The 17,633-nt window shown below is 57.4% G+C and carries 20 protein-coding genes; 7 read left to right on the top strand and 13 right to left on the bottom strand.

Annotation, left to right across the window (positions count from 1 at the left end):
* Positions 1 to 23 precede the first annotated feature (23 nt).
* The 7 genes from bluB to ffh are packed head-to-tail and all read right to left on the bottom strand — an operon-like array spanning position 24 to position 4,537.
* The gene (bluB, locus tag J3R80_RS05275) at positions 24 to 653 is read right to left on the bottom strand and encodes a 5,6-dimethylbenzimidazole synthase (protein WP_275392708.1); all 630 of its coding nucleotides are present in this window, start codon (positions 651 to 653) and stop codon (positions 24 to 26) included.
* A 19-nt stretch (positions 654 to 672) separates the two neighbouring features.
* Positions 673 to 1,074, bottom strand: a complete 402-nt coding sequence (gene rpsP / locus J3R80_RS05280) for a 30S ribosomal protein S16 (protein ID WP_275392709.1) — start codon at positions 1,072 to 1,074, stop codon at positions 673 to 675.
* A 51-nt stretch (positions 1,075 to 1,125) separates the two neighbouring features.
* On the bottom strand, positions 1,126 to 1,422 hold the full coding sequence (locus J3R80_RS05285; RefSeq protein ID WP_275392710.1) for a chorismate mutase: 297 nt from the start codon (positions 1,420 to 1,422) through the stop codon (positions 1,126 to 1,128).
* Positions 1,419 to 1,940 carry a GNAT family N-acetyltransferase gene (locus J3R80_RS05290; RefSeq protein WP_275392711.1) on the bottom strand — a complete coding sequence of 174 codons (522 nt, stop codon included), beginning with the start codon at positions 1,938 to 1,940 and terminating at the stop codon, positions 1,419 to 1,421. The genes J3R80_RS05285 and J3R80_RS05290 overlap by 4 nt, the downstream gene beginning before the upstream one ends.
* Entirely contained in the window at positions 1,937 to 2,482 is a 546-nt protein-coding gene (locus tag J3R80_RS05295; protein ID WP_275392712.1) for a GNAT family N-acetyltransferase, read from the bottom strand. Before J3R80_RS05295 ends, J3R80_RS05290 begins: the two co-directional genes overlap by 4 nt.
* Complete coding sequence (locus tag J3R80_RS05300) at positions 2,479 to 3,024, bottom strand: GNAT family N-acetyltransferase (protein WP_275392713.1); 546 nt, start codon at positions 3,022 to 3,024, stop codon at positions 2,479 to 2,481. Before J3R80_RS05300 ends, J3R80_RS05295 begins: the two co-directional genes overlap by 4 nt.
* Position 3,025: 1 nt before the next feature.
* On the bottom strand, positions 3,026 to 4,537 hold the full coding sequence (ffh, locus tag J3R80_RS05305; RefSeq protein WP_275392714.1) for a signal recognition particle protein: 1,512 nt from the start codon (positions 4,535 to 4,537) through the stop codon (positions 3,026 to 3,028).
* Between the two features lie 305 nt (positions 4,538 to 4,842).
* On the opposite strand from ffh, the gene J3R80_RS05310 reads away from it, so the two are divergent.
* From J3R80_RS05310 to J3R80_RS05330, 5 genes are all read left to right on the top strand, one after another.
* Positions 4,843 to 5,250, top strand: a complete 408-nt coding sequence (locus tag J3R80_RS05310; protein ID WP_275392715.1) for a universal stress protein — start codon at positions 4,843 to 4,845, stop codon at positions 5,248 to 5,250.
* A gap of 93 nt (positions 5,251 to 5,343) precedes the next feature.
* Positions 5,344 to 5,739: a zf-TFIIB domain-containing protein gene (locus J3R80_RS05315; protein ID WP_275392716.1), complete on the top strand. Its 396-nt coding sequence runs from the start codon at positions 5,344 to 5,346 to the stop codon at positions 5,737 to 5,739.
* A 108-nt stretch (positions 5,740 to 5,847) separates the two neighbouring features.
* Entirely contained in the window at positions 5,848 to 6,168 is a 321-nt protein-coding gene (locus tag J3R80_RS05320) for an antibiotic biosynthesis monooxygenase family protein (protein WP_275392717.1), read from the top strand.
* Between the two features lie 21 nt (positions 6,169 to 6,189).
* Positions 6,190 to 6,777, top strand: a complete 588-nt coding sequence (locus tag J3R80_RS05325) for a rhodanese-like domain-containing protein (protein WP_275392718.1) — start codon at positions 6,190 to 6,192, stop codon at positions 6,775 to 6,777.
* A gap of 124 nt (positions 6,778 to 6,901) precedes the next feature.
* Positions 6,902 to 7,342 (top strand): hypothetical protein, encoded by a 441-nt coding sequence (locus tag J3R80_RS05330; RefSeq protein WP_343075815.1) that lies wholly within the window; start codon positions 6,902 to 6,904, stop codon positions 7,340 to 7,342.
* On the opposite strand, the gene J3R80_RS05335 is transcribed toward J3R80_RS05330, so the two are convergent.
* The gene (locus J3R80_RS05335; protein ID WP_275392719.1) at positions 7,320 to 7,814 is read right to left on the bottom strand and encodes a YdcF family protein; all 495 of its coding nucleotides are present in this window, start codon (positions 7,812 to 7,814) and stop codon (positions 7,320 to 7,322) included. The two genes, J3R80_RS05330 and J3R80_RS05335, sit on opposite strands and share 23 nt — an antisense overlap.
* Complete coding sequence (locus tag J3R80_RS05340) at positions 7,811 to 8,203, bottom strand: hypothetical protein (RefSeq protein ID WP_275392720.1); 393 nt, start codon at positions 8,201 to 8,203, stop codon at positions 7,811 to 7,813. The genes J3R80_RS05335 and J3R80_RS05340 overlap by 4 nt, the downstream gene beginning before the upstream one ends.
* Positions 8,204 to 8,393: 190 nt before the next feature.
* Here J3R80_RS05340 and J3R80_RS05345 point away from each other — a divergent pair, with 190 nt between their 5' ends.
* The gene (locus J3R80_RS05345; protein WP_275392721.1) at positions 8,394 to 10,190 is read left to right on the top strand and encodes an ABC transporter transmembrane domain-containing protein; all 1,797 of its coding nucleotides are present in this window, start codon (positions 8,394 to 8,396) and stop codon (positions 10,188 to 10,190) included.
* 135 nt (positions 10,191 to 10,325) lie between these two features.
* Positions 10,326 to 12,218: an acyl-CoA synthetase gene (locus tag J3R80_RS05350; RefSeq protein ID WP_275392722.1), complete on the top strand. Its 1,893-nt coding sequence runs from the start codon at positions 10,326 to 10,328 to the stop codon at positions 12,216 to 12,218.
* Between the two features lie 98 nt (positions 12,219 to 12,316).
* Here J3R80_RS05350 and J3R80_RS05355 read toward each other — a convergent pair whose 3' ends face one another.
* The 4 genes from J3R80_RS05355 to J3R80_RS05370 all read right to left on the bottom strand — a co-directional run bounded on the left by J3R80_RS05355 (position 12,317) and on the right by J3R80_RS05370 (position 17,145).
* Positions 12,317 to 12,901, bottom strand: coding sequence for an outer membrane beta-barrel protein (locus tag J3R80_RS05355; protein WP_275392723.1), 585 nt, complete (start codon positions 12,899 to 12,901; stop codon positions 12,317 to 12,319).
* 236 nt (positions 12,902 to 13,137) lie between these two features.
* The gene (locus J3R80_RS05360; protein ID WP_275392724.1) at positions 13,138 to 13,725 is read right to left on the bottom strand and encodes an acyl-homoserine-lactone synthase; all 588 of its coding nucleotides are present in this window, start codon (positions 13,723 to 13,725) and stop codon (positions 13,138 to 13,140) included.
* A 55-nt stretch (positions 13,726 to 13,780) separates the two neighbouring features.
* Positions 13,781 to 14,392, bottom strand: coding sequence for an autoinducer binding domain-containing protein (locus tag J3R80_RS05365; protein WP_275392725.1), 612 nt, complete (start codon positions 14,390 to 14,392; stop codon positions 13,781 to 13,783).
* 446 nt (positions 14,393 to 14,838) lie between these two features.
* Positions 14,839 to 17,145 carry a glycosyltransferase family 2 protein gene (locus tag J3R80_RS05370; protein ID WP_275392726.1) on the bottom strand — a complete coding sequence of 769 codons (2,307 nt, stop codon included), beginning with the start codon at positions 17,143 to 17,145 and terminating at the stop codon, positions 14,839 to 14,841.
* Positions 17,146 to 17,633 lie beyond the last annotated feature (488 nt).

A 17,633-nucleotide genomic window follows, 5' to 3' on the forward strand; every position in this document is an offset into this window, starting at 1 on the left:
ATGATACAGCTCCTGCTTGGATGTCAGCGCGTTTCGATGGGCAGGGCACCGCGCCGCGCCTCCCAGCCCGCATGTTCAAGTTCCGGGCTATCGTCAACCGTTTCGGGCCAGCCCAGACAGAAATAACCGACCAACTGCCAGTTCGGCGGCACATCAAGGTCGCGACACAGCCGGTCGGGGTCAAGGATCGACACCCATCCCAGTCCAAGTCCACGGGCGCGCACCGCCAGCCAAAACAGCATGATGGCCGACACCACCGAATAACGACGCATTTCGGGCATGGTGCCCGCCCCAAGCCCTGCACCCTTTTCGGTGGCTTCATCGCTGAAGATGGCCAACTGGATGGGCGCGTTTTGCATCCCCGACAGTTTCAGCCCGGCATACAGCTTTGCCTTGTCACCGGAATAGCCGTGCAGCGCATCATCATTGGCGGCGGTGAAATTATCCAGAGCGGCCTTGCGGGCGGCATCGCTTTCCACGCGGATCACCCGCCATGGTTCTGACAGCCCAACAGATGGGGCCAGCAGAAATGCGTCGAGGCACTCTTGCAAGAGTGCCTCGCCCACAGGATCGGTGCGAAAGCGGCGCACATCGCGCCGCCAACGCATCAGATCTTCAAGATCCGACTGGAACGCCTTGGGAAAGGTGTGCATGTCAGACCCTATTGGAAGATTATTCTTCCGAAGCTGCTTCTTCTGCAGGCTCTTCGGCAGGTGCGGCGGCAGCTTCAGCCGCGGCGGCAGCCTTGTCGGCTTTTTCCTGCACGCGCTCCTGAGCTTTCTTGCCCGGCTCACCTTTCTTCAGGTTGGCACGCTCTTTTTTCTCAAGCACGCCAGCCGCTTCCAGGAAGCGCGACACGCGATCGGACGGCTGGGCGCCCTGGCCCAGCCAGTATTGAACGCGTTCCATGTCCAGTTTCACACGCTCTTCCGAATCTTTCGGCAGAAGCGGGTTATAGGTGCCCAGCTTTTCGATGAAGCGGCCATCGCGCGGCATGCGCGAGTCGGTGGCAACAACGCGATAGAAGGGACGTTTTTTCGAGCCGCCACGGGCGAGACGAATTTTCATAGCCATGAGAGTTTTCCTTTTTTTCTAGCTATTTGCGGGGAAGGCCCCGGCATTTGGTTATTCTTGGTGTTTCTTGTGATGCCTGATGACCTCATCAATGATGAAGTTCAGGAATTTCTTGGCGAATTCGGGGTCCAGATTGGCGCGGGTGGCCAAGTCTTCCAGACGTTCGATCTGGCGCGCTTCGCGCGCCGGATCCGAGGGTGGCAGATCATGTTCCGCCTTCAACTTGCCCACGGCCTGCGTGTGCTTGAAGCGTTCGCCCAGCGTATAGACAAGGATCGCGTCCAGCCGATCAATCGACTCGCGATGTTCTTTCAGAAGGTCCGCAGCGCGGCTGGATACGTCGGTCACAAGCAATCCTCCGGTGCAGGGTGGCGATAAACCGTCAGGTCGGGATGGGCATTCCAGCCTGGCGCAATGCCATCCGGGCGGGCGTTCATTCGGGTGGCCACGGCGGTAGAGGCAACATTGGCGGGGTCGATGTACGACACAAGAGTGGGTAATCCCAACACCTGATACCCCCAGTGACGCACGGCGATTGCAGCTTCGGTTGCATAACCGTGCCCTTCATATTCGTCGGCATAGAGCGAATAGGCCACTTCCGGTTCCGGACGGTGGTTTGATTTGCGCAGCCCAACGCGCCCCAGCGCAGCACCATCTGTGCGGCGTTCGACATGTAAATAGCCAAAACCGTGTTCGTCCCAATGGCTCAGGTTCTCGGCAAAGCCTTCTTTGGCGTCCTCTCGGGTTGATGGGCCCCCAACCCATTTCGAGCGGTCCCGTGCAACGAAATCGGCGAAAGCATCAAAATCATGCGGTTCAGGTTTGCGCAAAATCAGACGGTCAGTGGTCAGGGTCAAACTGCTCATGCGTAAGCCTCCGCTCCGCCATCGGCATCGGCTGCGGGGTGACGCCAGATCTCTACTTTGCCAAAGCCGGGATGATCGAAGTGCTTTTCAAAATGCGCACCAAGGCGTTTGGCAACGGCCTTGCTTCCTTCGTTCTCTAGATCGATAAGCGATATGGCAGTGGACCAGCCCAACACCTCATAGGCGTGCAGACGGGCAGCCAAGGCAGCTTCGGTCGCATAGCCCTTGCCGGTCGCACTGTTCATCAGGGTCCAACCGATTTCCGGCTCTGGCCAGCCCAACGGGCACCACAAGCCGACATGGCCGACATAGGCGCCGGTTTCCTTTTCCTCGACACCCCAGAAGCCATAACCGCGCATTGCCCAATGCCCGAGCAACATGGCAACCATGCGCCAAGTCTCATCCTCGCGCAGGGGGCCACCGACGAACCGTGAGGCATCCGTTGCGAAAAATGCCGCTTCGGACGCCACATCTGCTTCGCAAGGCGCGCGCAAGATCAGACGATCAGTTTCCAGACGGGGGATATTGTGCGCCAGGGTCATATCTGAACCTCTGGCGAATAGCTGAAGACAAGCGCCCCTTCGAGCGTTCCTGTTTGCACTCCCCCAAGCTTGGCCACCAGCGCCTGGCTGGCGGTGTTGGCCGGATCGACGTAGCTTACGATGGCCTCTGGCGCGAGGCTCCTCAGATGCCCAAGGGCCGCTTTGGCCGCTTCGAACGCGAAGCCCTGCCGCTGTGCCTCGGGTGCAATGAAAAAGCCAAGCTCGATGGCTTGATCGCCCGGTTCGACACCCGCAAAGACGAAGCCGACAACCGTGTCGCCATGGCAGACGGTGAACATGCCATCGCCGCGCAGGACCCATCCGGCGGAATAGTTAGTGAACTGTGCCCAGATATCCTCGTCACCCGGTGTCTGTCCCATGTATTTCGCTGAGGGCAGCGAGAACAGCCGTTGGAACACCGCGAAATCTTCCAGCACCGGCGCGCGTAGCACCAGCCGTTCTGTGCGCAGAACGGGCAGTGCCTTGCGGGCAGCTTCGGCGATATGGGCGCCGGGGCAGGGAAGGGTTACGGGCGAGATCATGTTACTTTTTCTTCCCAAAACCAGATAGGCCGGGGGGCAATCCACCGCCACCCAGACCGGGCAGGCCGCCGGGCAGTTTGCCGCCCATGGCTTTCGCCGCTTGTTCCAGCGCTTTGGGGTCCATCGACGACGGGTCCATACCACCCATATCGGGCATTCCACCCTTGCCGAACATGCCCTTCATGGCTTGTTTCAGCATCTTGCCTTTGCCCATTTTGCCCATCTTCTTCATCATGTCGCCCATCTGGCGCTGCATTTTCAGAAGCTTGTTCAGTTCGGACACTTCCATCCCGGCCCCTTTGGCGATCCGCTTCTTGCGGCTGGCTTGCAGGATCTGCGGGTTGGCGCGTTCGCGTTTGGTCATCGACTGGATCAGGGCGATCTGTTGTTTCAGCACCTTGTCGTCCATACCGGCAGCTTCGGCCTGTTTGGCCATCTTGTTCATGCCCGGCATCATGCCCATGACGCCCTGCATGCCACCCATCTTGATCATCTGTTCCAGCTGCATCTTCAGGTCGTTCATGTTGAACTGACCCTTCTGGAAGCGCTTCATCATGCGCTCGGCCTGTTCGGCCTCAATGGTCTCTTGGGCTTTTTCGACCAGGGCAACGATGTCGCCCATGCCAAGGATGCGGCCCGCGATCCGGTCGGGCTCGAAGGTTTCCAGCGCGTCCATCTTTTCGCCAAGACCGACGAATTTGATCGGCTTGCCGGTAACTGCGCGCATCGACAGCGCCGCACCACCGCGTCCGTCACCATCCATGCGGGTCAGAACCACGCCCGAGATGCCGACCTTGTCGTCAAACTCCTGCGCGACCTCGACGGCGACCTGACCGGTCAGACCGTCAACGACCAGAAGCGTTTCACGCGGGGTAACGACTTTCGAGACTTGCTCGACCTCGTCCATCAGCACTTCGTCGATATGCAGCCGGCCCGCGGTGTCCAGCATATAGACGTCATAGCCGCCCATCGTCGCCTGCTGCTTGGCGCGTTTGGCGATGTCGACGGGTTTCTGACCGGGAACGATCGGCAGGGTGTCCACGCCGATCTGTGTGCCCAGAACAGCCAGCTGATCCATCGCAGCAGGGCGATAAATATCGAGCGAGGCCATCAGAACCCGCTTGCCCTCTTTTTCGGTCAGGCGCTTGGCCAGCTTGGCGGTCGTCGTGGTCTTACCACCCCCTTGCAGACCGACCATCAGGATCGGGGCGGGGGGGCTGTCGACCTTTAGCGCACCGGGTTCACCTTCGCCGGTCAGAACCTCGACCAGCGCGTCATGCACGATCTTGACAACTTGCTGGCCGGGCGTGACCGATTTCGTCACCGCCTGACCGGTCGCCTGTTCCTGCACCTTCTTCACGAAATCGCGGGCCACGGGCAGCGAGACGTCAGCCTCAAGCAAGGCCACACGCACCTCGCGCAGGGCGGTTTTTACATCATCTTCAGACAGCGCACCCTGTTTCGTCAGACGGTCAAAGACGCCAGACAGGCGATCTGAGAGGCTTTCGAACATATCTCGGCTCCTTTGCCGTTTCGTTTGTCCCTAGATAAGGGCGGGCTGCGCAATTCCAAACCTCAAACCAGTAACGCCCCTGTGGGCGCGACGCGCTGACAGGGGGCGATCCCGGCATAAGCCATGGGACCGGAAGCATAACGACTCCCGGAGTTGGGGCGGAAATAGACCGCTTGCCCCTTGCTGTCAAGGAATGCTGCACTTTGGGCGGCAGTGCGGCACCAATTGACCTGTGTCATGGTTGCAGGTCGAAGGGTAACGTATCCAGAAAGAGAAATGGAACTCTCAAACACAGGAGCACCGAGATGTATAAGAATGTCCTCGTGCCGATCGCTCTGGATCATGAGCGCGATACCAAGGAAGCGCTGAGTATTGCGAAAGCCATCGCCGAGAAAGGGGCAAAGATCACCGCCCTGCACGTGATGGAAGAAGTACCAGCCTATGTCGCCCAATACCTGCCAGAAGGTCAGTTGGAAGAAAACGTGCATGAGCTTGAAGCGCGTATGACCGAGGAACTGGCGGGTGAAACCGGTATCGCCATCAAGGTCGTGTCGGGGCACGCGGGCCACGCCATTGTGGATTTTGCAAAGCACCATGGGGTGGATTGCATCGTGGTGGCCTCGCACCGACCGGGTCTGACGGACTTTTTCCTTGGCTCGACCGCGGCCCGCGTTGTGCGCCATGCGCCATGTGCGGTGCATGTGTCGCGATAACTTGCCGATCTTGAAACTGGCAGAAAAGCGGGCACTTGTGGCCCGCTTTTTCATGCCTACATCATTGATCAGCAAGGCAGGAGGAGCCAGCACATGAAATGTCCGATTGACGGAACAGAGCTTTTGATGACGGAGCGCCACGGGGTCGAGATCGACTATTGCCCCGAATGCCGGGGCGTTTGGTTGGATCGGGGTGAATTGGACAAAATCATCGAAAAGGCGACCCCTGCCGTTGTGCTGCCGGACCCGGAGCCCATACCCGCCGCCGCGGACCCACAGAACCGGCCGGGCCCAGTCACCGCCGATACGCCTCGTTCCGCCCACCGGGATGATCGCGAGGATCGTCGGTATAAGAAGCGGTCGCGTCAGGCGCGGTATCGTGAATACGATGATGACGACGACTATGATGACGACGAGTATCGTCATGCGAAACGGTACAAGCGCAAGCGCCGCAAGTCGATCCTGTCCGAGATTTTCGACTTCGACTGACCTGCGGTTGATCCGGGTCGGGGGTGAGCCATTTCCGCCCACCCCCAAATCCGATGTTCATCTGGCGCGCGAAAGGCATTAGGCTTTCCTTATCAACAGGAGGAAGCCATGCCCAAGATCAGCAAAGCCCCCGATTATCAGACCGTTATCACCACGTTCGAAATGACGCCCGGCACCTGTCAGGATTTGCTGGATGCGCTGACCGATGCCTATGAAAAATTCATTTCAAAGCAGCCGGGTTTCGTGGCCGCCGGTCTGCATGTCAACGACGCACAGACGCGGATTGCCAACTACTCGCAATGGAAACGGCGCGAGGATTTTCAGGCGATGTTGCGGACCGATGAGATGCGTGAACGGAACCGCGTGATCGCGACCCTGTGCAAGAGCTTCGAGCCGGTCATGTATGACGTGTTCGAAACGTTTGACTGAGATTTGCAGAAAGGCAAACAGATGAAACTCAAGATCGTTTTTCTTGCGGCCGCGCTGTTGGCGACTCCCGGTTTGGCAGATGGCGTGAATATCCGTCCCGATGTTGCTTCGGTAACGGTCGAGACCGAGTCAGGTCCGGTCGAAATCCTGCGCAATCCAGATCAGGACAACACGATCACAGGCGAGTGGGCGCGGACGTCGCGCGCTTGCCCCAACTTTTGTGTGCAACCGATGGTGCCCGCCCCCGGTGTGACGCCGATTGGCGAGCTTGAGTTGCTGGAGATGCTTCAAGACCCCGAAGTGATCGTGGTCGACAGTCGCGTGCCGGCGGATCACGCAGGTGGCACCATCCCCGGTGCGATTTCGATTCCGTATAACGAGGCGCCAGACCGTCTTGATGAATTGGGGTGTGAGATTGATTTTGACGGGTTCGATTGCGAAGGTGCCAAGCCCGTGGCCTTGTTTTGCAACGGCAATTGGTGTGGACAGTCGCCCACCGCCGCGCGGCGGATGATCGAAGCAGGCTTTCCCGCCGAAAAGATCCACTACTATCGCGGTGGTATGCAGGCATGGCGGCTTTTGGGTCTGACGGTATCGGACCCTCAGTGATCGAACATTCCGGCGCGGCAGGACACTGGCGCGCCGTGCTTGCCGCGTTGCATAATTGGGGCAGAGTTGCCCGCATCTGAACCCAGCCATTGACCCTTCGCATCGACATCCCCAAGTTGGGCGCATGGAAAAGGGAAACGATATGTCGCAAACGATCCGAAAACGACAGTTTGGTTTGCCGGCTGCCGTGATGGCGGTCGGGTTGGCTCTGGCGTCGTTGAGTGGCACCACCGCCAAAGCGCAAGAGCTGATCGGCTCCTACGTGGCCTATATCGGTCAGCCTGATCTCTATAATTCCAACGGCGCACGGCTGAACCAGCCCTGGCAGATTCTGCGTCAGGATCGCGCCAATTTTCATCGCTTTGGGATCAGCCAACCCGGCGACGAGTTCGACCCGTTCTTCGGGTCAATCAACAATCGCAAGATCATGGAACGCATGGTGATGAACGGCTCCATTGATCCGCAGGCGGCAAAGCGCTTGGTGCAGGGTGGGGCGACCGTGTTCGTGCGCATCTATGGCAGTGGCAATACCGGAACGTCTCTTACTGTGACTGTCGCAAAATGAACCGCCGCGCGCGGCGCATGAGATAGAGCGAGACGGCCGCGACTTCCCTGAGATACCCCCGGATGATCCGGTCAAAGCTGGTTGGACGCAATGCTGGCGAGATGCTGTCGGGGGACAATCCGAACTCGCGGGCCGTCATCCGCGCGCGAAACGCGTGATAGCGATCTGTGACCAGCACGACCTGCGCGGCGGGTGGTAGAAAATCCTTTGAGTTTCTGATGTTTTCCAGCGTGTTACTTGACGCATCTTCGATTGCAATGGCGGCTGTCGGAACCCCGGCCTGCTCGCAAATCTCCGAAATCACCTGCGCCTCGCTGCGTCCTGCGCGGGGTACGCCGCCCGATGCAATGATCAGATCGACCTGCCCGTCCAGATACAGACCAGCCGCCGTTGTCGCGCGCCGCAGAAGTGCGGGCGAGGGCGATCCGTCCGGTCGCACCGCCGCCCCCAGAACGATCGCGACCCGGGTCATTCAGGATAGGTTTGGCGGCAGGCTTTGGTGCCGGCAACGGCTTTGCGCTGCGCTGTAGCGAGCATTTTTTTCAAGCGAGCCAACTTGGCCTTTTCGTTGCCAATATCAATGGATACCGGCGTTTCAATCTGGCGAAATGCCGTGCGATGGCAGGTATATGGTTTCTTTTTGCTGTCATAGCACACGCGCGTGTTGGTGATGGGAATGGACTGCCGATGCAGCGCATAGCCGCGTGCAATGTTGGCCTCGGCCGTTTTGATCTGGGCCTGCAGCGTGCGATAGTCGGCAGTCGCCCCGGCGATGCACCGTTGTTGCGGTGTCGCACATGCGGTCAGGGCCAGTATAAGTGCAAGGCCAGCCACTGCCGGGATGCGGTTGAAGAGTAACATGAAGCGCGATCCTTTGTCGGTCCACTGGACCCGCCGATCATAGCATTCAGCAGCGGGCATTTAAAAGGTCGGCCCTTTGCAAATTTCGTTGATTGGTAACGGCTCTGCTGATTTGCGACAATCGGGAACCGCAGTTCGGCTTGTGTGCCGCGCCTTGCCCGGCTATCTCTGCCCGAAAGGAGCGGGTCATATGGCAAGACAGGCAGGTGCGTCCAGCGTCGAAATGGACGAACGCGAGAAATCCAAACGTATCGGTGCGCTGTCCGGGTTGTGGCCGTTCATGCAACCCTATCGGTTGTGGATCCTGGCAGCGTTCTGCGCGCTGGTGTTCACTGCCGGCATCTCGCTGATCCTGCCCATTGCGGTGCGCCGTGTTGTGGATGGGTTCGGGGAAGCCACGGCCCAACTGCTCGACAAGTATTTTTTGGCCGCACTTGTGGTCGCCAGTTTGCTCGCCCTTGGCACGGGGTTGCGCTACTACCTTGTGACGCGGTTGGGCGAGCGGGTCGTGGCCGACATCCGCAAAGCGGTTTTTGACCGCGTCGTCGGGATGAGCCCGGCCTTCTATGAAAACATCATGACCGGCGAGGTGCTGAGCCGGATCACGACCGACACAACGTTGATCCTGTCGGTCATCGGCTCGTCCGTGTCTGTCGCCCTGCGCAACGTGTTCATCTTCCTTGGTGGGCTGGTCCTGATGCTGCTGACCTCGGCCAAGCTGACGGGTCTGGTGCTGCTGATCGTGCCGATTGTGATCGTGCCGATCATCGTTCTGGGCCGTCGTTTGCGGGTGCTGGGTCGCGAAAATCAGGAATGGATCGCCAAAAGCTCAGGCAATGCGTCCGAGGCCTTGTTGTCGGTCCAGACCGTGCAGGCCTTCACCCACGAAGACCTGAGCCGGGATGAGTTCTCGGGGCTGACCGAAGAGAGTTTCGCCTCGGCCAAGCGCCGCATTGGCACCCGCGCCGTGATGACGGTGATCGTGATCTCGCTGATCTTCTCGGGCGTCGTGGGCGTCTTGTGGATCGGGATGCGTGACGTGACGGGCGGCACGATCTCGATCGGGGCGCTGGTTCAGTTCGTGATCTATTCAGTGATGGTGGCGGGCGCGGTCGGTGCCCTGTCTGAAATCTGGAGCGAGTTGCAACGCGCAGCGGGTGCCACAGAGCGTCTGGTCGAACTGCTGAATGCCGAGGATGCGGTGAAGGATCCCACCAACCCGATCGCCATTACCGCGCGCCCGAAAGGCGAGATTGCATTCGAAGATGTCACCTTCCACTATCCCGCAAGGCCCAATCAGGCGGCACTGGAGGGGATTTCGCTGAGCGTGGCACCGGGTGAAACCGTGGCTCTGGTCGGTCCATCCGGGGCAGGTAAATCAACGATCATTCAATTGATCCAGCGGTTCTATGACCCGGAAAGCGGCGCGGTGAAGCTGGACGGCATCGACCTGCGCCAGATGCGTCGCGACGATTTCCGCAAATACGTGGCACTGGTGCCGCAGGACGCGGTGATTTTCGCAGCCTCTGCGCGCGAAAACATCCGCTTCGGTCGCCCTGACGCCTCGGATGCCGAGGTTGCCGCTGCCGCACGCGCCGCAGCTGCCGATGAATTCTTGGAAAAGCTGCCCGAAGGTTATGACACCTATGTGGGCGAACGCGGCGTGATGCTGTCGGGCGGTCAGAAACAGCGCATCGCCATCGCCCGCGCGATCCTGCGGGATGCGCCGATCCTTCTGCTGGACGAGGCGACATCGGCGCTGGACGCCGAAAGCGAACGTCTGGTTCAGCAGGCGGTGGACGAGCTTGCGCAGGGGCGCACCACGCTGATCGTTGCGCACCGGCTCGCCACCGTGAAGAAGGCGGATCGCATCGTGGTCTTTGACGAAGGTCGCATCGTGGCACAAGGCACCCATGACGAACTGGTAGCGCAGGATGGGCTTTATGCCCGGCTGGCACGTTTGCAATTCACCGAAGGCATGGCCTGACATTTCTCGGCTGGCTAACCTCCCCTTGCGTCACCCAAAGTTGCCACGTCACGTCACACTTGCGGGGTAGGTGTTTTGACCGCATTCTTGTGATCAAACGACCGCCCGGTGTGCGGGTGCAGGGGAGGAATAAGAATGTATGATTTTGGCTCGATGAAAGATCGTAATGCGGTCGAAGCCGAGATGAGTTGGGATGCGCGCGACAAGCCCGTCACATTGTACCAAATGTTGGAACGGACGGCGAAGAAATTCCCTGAGCGACCGGCAGCGTCGTATCAGCTGACGTCCGGGCCAACGGACGCCAAGGAAACCGTGACATGGCAGCAAGTGCTGGAACGGTCCTGTCAGGCGGCGAACCTGTTCCGGTCGCTGGGGATTGGTGAAAAGGACGTGGTGGCCTTCCTGCTGCCCAATTGCAACGAGACAATATATACCCTGATGGGCGCTGGCATTGCTGGGATCGTCAACCCGATCAACCCGCTGCTGGACGCCGAGCAGGTGTCAGGCATCTTGCGGGAAACCGGGGCCAAGGTGCTGGTCACGCTGAAATCCTTCCCGAAATCCGAAGTTGCACAGCTTGCCGCGAAATCGGTGGCGATGGCGCCGAATGTGGAAACGGTGCTTGAGATTGATCTGAACCGCTACCTCAGCCCACCGAAAAGCTGGCTGGTGCCGCTCTTGCGCCCCAAGAACCCGGTGACACACAAGGCCCGCGTGCTGGATTTCGTGGCGGAGATGTCGCGTCAGAACAAAACACTCGATTTCACTGATACGCCCGAGGACCGCGTGGCGGCCTATTTCCACACCGGCGGCACAACGGGCACGCCGAAAGTGGCGCAACACAAGTATTCCGGCATGGTCTATAACGGCTGGCTTGGGTCGAGCCTTTTGTTCGATGAAAACGATGTGATCATCTGCCCCTTGCCACTGTTCCACGTCTTTGCGGTGCATGTGATCTGGATGTCAGTCCTGATGGCAGGAAGCCATTTCGTCCACCCCACGCCCGCGGGCTATCGTGGCGAAGGCGTGTTCGACAATTTCTGGAAGCTGATCGAACGCTACAAGGTCAGTTTCATGATCACGGTGCCGACGGCGATTTCGGCCCTGATGCAACGCCCTGTCGATGCGGATGTCTCGTCGCTGAAGACCGCGTTCTCAGGCTCCGCGCCGCTGCCGATCGAGCTTTACAACCGCTTCGTTGCGGCAACAGGTGTGACGATCGTTGAAGGTTACGGCCTGACGGAGGCCACGTGCCTTGTGTCTTGCAACCCTCCGACGGGCGATAAGAAAGTCGGGTCGGTTGGTGTGCCATTCCCCTATACCGATGTTAAAATCCTGTCCTGTGACGAAAGCGGCAATGTTCTGAAAGAGCATGATGTGGACGAAGTGGGCGAGATTTGCCTGTCCAATCCCGGTGTATTTGCAGGCAACACCTATACGGAAGAGGCAAAGAACACAGGTCTCTTTGCCCAAGGCACCTATCTGCGCACAGGTGATCTGGGGCGGTTGGATGAAGACGGGTATCTGTGGATCACCGGCCGTGCCAAGGACTTGATCATCCGGGGCGGCCACAATATCGACCCCGCCGAGATCGAAGAGGTGCTGGCCGGTCACGATGCGGTGGCGTTTGTCGGTGCGATCGGGCAGCCGGACAGCTATTCGGGCGAACTACCCTGTGCTTATGTCGAACTGGTTGGTGATGCGACGGTCACGACCGACGAATTGATGGATTATGCCAAGAAGCATATCCACGAAAAAGCTGCCCTGCCGAAGCACGTCGAAATCTTGGATGAACTGCCAAAGACTGCCGTCGGCAAGGTTTTCAAGCCTGACCTGCGCAAATCGGCAATCACGCGCGTTTACGACAAGGCGCTGCAAGATGCTGGCCATTCGGCACATGTGGTCGAGGTGATCGATGACAAGAAGCGCGGGTTGGTGGCACGGCTGCGTGCAACGGGCGACGTGGATCACGAAGCGGTCGCGCACTGTCTGGGCGAGTTTACGCGCCCGTTCGAGTGGATGGACTGAACCCGCCGAATGAGCGTCGCGGATCAACCCGATGCGTTGGAATGAAAAATGGCGCGCCCAATGGGTGCGCCATTTTATTGTCATGGGTGCACCAAAGTTCAGAAGCGGAACGTACCGCGCAGCTGAATCGTGGTTGCGTCAACGTCAATGCCGCTTCCATTGAAATCCGCGAACTCGTGATACAGAACTTCGGCACCAACGTTGAACGAGCTGGTCACGCGCTGTTCATAACCTGCACCGACGAAGTAGCCATCGCTGTCACCCAGCGTGTCCGTGTAAGCATTGGCATAACCAGCGGTCGCATAAAGCAGCCCATCGCCCATCTTGTAACCACCACGCGCTTTGACGCGCAGCACGTTTTCAAGCGTGGCAGCGCCCGCCAGATCCACATCCGCCCAGTCATAGTCAATCCCGACACCGGCAACCCAGTTGCCCATGTCAAAGTCATAGCCGGCGGTCAAACCGCCAATCACACCGTCGCCTTCGACCCCAGCGGCAGTGGTGCCAACATCGGCAAAGCCGATTTGAGCACCTACATAGCCACCTGTCCAATCAGGCGTGGCAGAGGGGGCCGGGGCATAGGCGATCGTCGGCTCTGGCGCAGGTTCCGCCATGCTGCCGGCAAGTGCCGCAGAGGCAGACAGCGCAACGATTGCGGTTGTATAACGTAGTGTCTTCAACATGTGTTCCATCCTCTCGTTTAACATAGCCCTGATACGAGGCTTACGGGCCTCTGGATCATATTTAGGTGCAAACGGTTGGGGTTGAAGAGGGTGAGGCAGGGGGTCGCGCCGCGGTGGCGAGGAATTGCCAAGCGACCTGAATGATCGGTTGATCCTTGCCAGTTTGGCGAAAAGGGCGCGATTGCCGCGCCCTGATCACAGAATTTTGTTTCGGGTGGTTCGGGGGATTGGCCCGATCAGTGCAATTTGCCCGACAGGTCGATGGACACAACCTGATTGTCGATCCTGTCGATTTCCATCACCCGACCTGCGGCGCTGGTGTCCAACCCCAACCGCTTTGCCCAACGCGGCCAGCTGGCCGGGATCAGTCCCAGAACACGGGTCGCCCCAAGGTCGCGGGCTGATTTCGTCATCTCGGAAATCAGGTGCGCGTGGACCAAGCGCCGCGTACGTTGTGGCGTGTCATGCGCCACGAAAACGCGGCTGCTTTCCCAGACATTTTCAGCGACAGGGGCTTCGTCATACAGCAGATCTGACGGGATGGATTCCAACAGTCCCAACTGCGCATCACGGATCATGTAGGTGTAGATACCGCACCGCGCCGTGGTCGGTGTCAGCCGAATGCCTGCCAGAACCCGGCCGAACTCGTGAACCGCGACCCAGCGACTGGCGGGCGTGTCGTACTGGTCAAACTCCATCCCCAGCGCTTCGGGAAGATCCCAGCGGTTTTGAATGATAAAACTTTGCCGTCTAGCGCGAAGTAGATTGGCAAATAACTCGCCATGGTTGTGTAGATTGGCGAAAGAAAGTGTGGTCGTCTGCATGACATCCTCCAGTTTGGTTGAAAAAACGGGAAGCACGCCCTGGCGACAGCCGGGTCTAGATCAGTCGATAGTCCTTAGCTCTCTGGATGGCCTCGGCCGAGGTGCGTGCGAATAACTTCTTGCGGGCAGAGGACAGACGCGCCTTCAGCGCGCTTTCCGATATGCCCAGCACAACCGCGCCAGCCGCATAACGTTCGCCGGATGCCAGCACGTGCAGTGCTTCGATCTCGGCTTTCGTCAAAGTATCGGGGGGTTGTGAAACATGGTGAAGCCGAAGCACGACACCGCTGATCGCGGCGATCTCTTCATCGGTGAATTCCCGGTCAGCCCGGGCCAAACCAGCCACTGTCCGCGACGAAATTTCGCCGCAGGACACGCAGACGCCACAGACCAACCCGTGACGCGCCGCATCTTTCATGATGCCGAACGGGTCGGGCAGGTCGATATCGCTCCAGCGTGTGGCGCCGGTGCGCGATATGCCCCAGGCGATCATCGGGTCGCGCAGGGCGTAAGCATTGCGCGTATAGTGATCGGACCAGGCTTGCGAGTAGGTCTGGAAGGTCAAGAGAGGTGCGGCAAAACGAATGTGCAGCCCGACGAAATATCCCGCCGGGGCCATAGGTCCCAATTCGTTCAGCAGCGAGTCGATCGCTTGATTCCGGCTCATGGTTAATTTTTGGCTACACCGAAGAGAAACACAACCTAAAATTGCATGGAAACTATCGAAACATCCATGAGATGTGTCGCAAGATGCCAGCGGGCCAAGCTCTCATTGAACAAAATAAGATGCAAGCCTAAACCTAAGCCAAGCGATGAGATGCAATCTAGGGTAGTCATGTGTATTCCAGAAGGCGACAGTGGGCGGTTAATTGAGAATTGTCGTCGTATAGGAAAAGAACAGACCAACACTCGAAATGTTCGCTGTCAGATTTAGGGGGAGTTTGGTTGAGAGATGGAGGCGCTGCAGCAAGAAAGGACCGAACACAGGTACACACGGTTTAACGTTCAAGGCTTACCGTAGCATTTGGTGCTAATGTCATTCCGGCGCAGATTAAGGGTGTCGCTGTATTAACCCAGGAACCTCGCGGCAAAGTGACGACGGACTATAACCGTTTACCTTCCACGCATGGATTTCGGCAGCCGCCGCACCGCTCTCAATGGCGAAGTAATTCGCCAGCTCAATGTATTGCGAATATCTTGAATTGAAGCACGCAGATCCGCATTCTGTTTCTTAAGCCTCTCGATCTGGACGGAATCAACCGCCGGTGTTTCGGCGGCTGCTTCTAAAACCGAATACTCAACAAGGTTTTCGATCCGAGGGGCGCTTGGCTTTTTCATCTGTGTGTCAAACCAGGCTTGCCCCTGCAACGTCTCGTCAGACTCATCGGAAAACAGTTCGTATGGTGATTTGCGTAATCCTTGGTTTTTCAGGATGTGCGCAAGCAGCCTGTCCTTTTCCGCGCTATCGATTCTTAGAGTCTTGGCCAGCATAACCGCCAATGCCTGGGCATCTGACATTGCTGTATTTACATCCCGGCGTTCTGCGGGTGTTGCGATATCATTTGGCAACCCCAAGGCATCCGAAAACCAGCGATCGGCTCCAACCTTCCGAAGATCCGAATAGTCGCCGAAATGTGTCGCAGTCACATTGGGGGCCTTTGAGATTTCATCTTGAAGATAGCCATAATCCAACAGCCTCAAACCCTCGACTTTTGTGTAAAACTCGCGGGGCGAAGTGAACATCTTGTTGTGCATCGAAGAAATCACTTCCTTGTACAGCGAGCGCAACCAGCTCTGCTGTTCACGGAACACAGCAACCACTTCGATGTTCTTGAAGCCAAGGGAGGAGGTAATTTTCGAGATCCGTCCAGATATCGTTCCGCCAAAAGCGTATTCTGTAAACAAATGAGAAAGGATGCTTTCGGAAGACAGGATGATCGTATGAGGCTTGCCCGGCTGGTTTTCGATCTCATATGCGAGGTGGGTTTTGAAGGTTTCCAGAAGGTCTGGTTGTTCTGCCGAGTTCAGTATTGAACGCATCAAAGCAGCGTGCCCGGCTGAACGCATATACCGCTCTCCGTGATCGCGATTCACGCCAGTGACGGGATACATGACACCCCTCAGCGCCAAATCGTAACGGTTTTCCTCAAGATAATCTTGAATCGCCGATGAACCGGTTTTCGGTTGCCCGATATGAAGAATAACTCGATCGACGCTGGCAAACACGTCTTCAACCGGTTTGTTAAGTTCCAGGTCAGAATAAAACCCATTGCGGTTGAAACGTAGATAGTGACACAACGCGTCTTTCGCCCATGGATATTTCGACACTCCAATCAGATCATAAGCATCATGCGGCTTGATCCGTTGGCGTAGGAGCAACTGGCGCAGCAAGTCAAACCGGCCGACTTCAAGGCAAATGCGAGCAGCATCAATCGTTGCTTCTTTTTGCAAGATAACTTGATTTGAAACCACCCGATCATGCCGGTTCGAATAGAGTGCTGGGAGTTGATTGGTGAGATTATCAAGAGCCGTAAGAAATCTTTGCACAAACTCGGGCAGATCGTCAAAAACGGTTCTGGGTGTGGCTGGCTCAAGCTCCTCGATAATTACATTCTTCCACAGAGCGAAAGTGTTCATCCAATATATGCATCCGTTCACGTGCATATAGTTCGATAGTTTGTATCCATCTTTTTCAGCACTATCAAAATTCGCTTTCACGATTTCCATGTGAACAGAAAAAAGTTCGAACTGGTCTCGCGTGACGCGCGTCATGGTGCTTGTGGGATGCTTTCGATAGACAAAAGCGTTAACATTGGTAACGGAAACACGATCAGCTCGGATCATCGCCGACGAAGAAAACACGCGATCCTCTCGTTGACGAAGCTTCGTTGAGAACCGGATGTCATGTTTGTCAAGAAATTCTCGGCAATACATGATTTGACACCCAAGACGTACATTTGCGAGTTCGGGGTTTTGGGAAGCGTTCCCATTCCCATCCAGCACGGCATCCAGCCCGTCGAGCTCGTGCTGGCGAAATGTTCCGTCCTCGCGCAATACGATGTAGTTGGCCACACAGATTTCGCTGGAATGCCTGTCCGCATGATCGATCCAATCCCGAACCGATGTCGTCGAGGCAAAGTAGTCATCGGAATCCAAGAAAATTATGTATCGTCCTTCCGCGATGTCCAAACCGCGGTTGCGAGATCTGGCTTGGCCAATGTTCTTCGGGTTGCTCAGAACGATTAGATCGGGGTGCTGCGATGCAATATCAGTAGCCAGCGACAGCGACCCGTCCGTGCTGCAATCATCGATGAATATGATTTGGAGGCGGACATCCTCTTGCGACAAAGCAGATGTCAAACACTGTTGGAGGTATTTTTCCGTGTTGAAGCAGGGGATAATGATCGTTGCGTCGTACATGGTATTCCTGAAGGTGAGTATGGACGGGGACACGATTTCGTTGAGACGGCTAGGTTTACAACCCTGCAAAGTCAAGTCTGCGATAGGCGTCCGCAATACCTCATGCCGGTTGTCTCGAATTCTGAGCCTGATTTATCCCCACACATGATTAGCGTTTCAACAGGCCATTTGGAATTGTAAACATGCCGTGCGGCATCAGGTTGCTTCACGATGGTATGCCAGACGCGTCGATGTGATACCCACACGCTGAAACGGTCTGCCCCTTCAGTTCGGCTAAATGGTTCCGTCGTTGGAATGGTTTGGCAGTGGTTCCCATGTGTCCCTCCCACATCATCGCCTGTCCACATACCATCGAGACATTACGCACCTCCGCAACGGTCAGGTCACAGATGTGCAGGGAAAGGCTTACGCGGGTATTGTCAGGCTATCCGCGCAGACTTGCGGGAACGATCTGCCTAGAGGTGTATTTGGCTATTTCTTGCGATTTA

The sequence above is a fragment of the Aliiroseovarius sp. Z3 genome, assembly GCF_029105185.1.
Taxonomy (GTDB): Bacteria; Pseudomonadota; Alphaproteobacteria; order Rhodobacterales; family Rhodobacteraceae; genus Aliiroseovarius.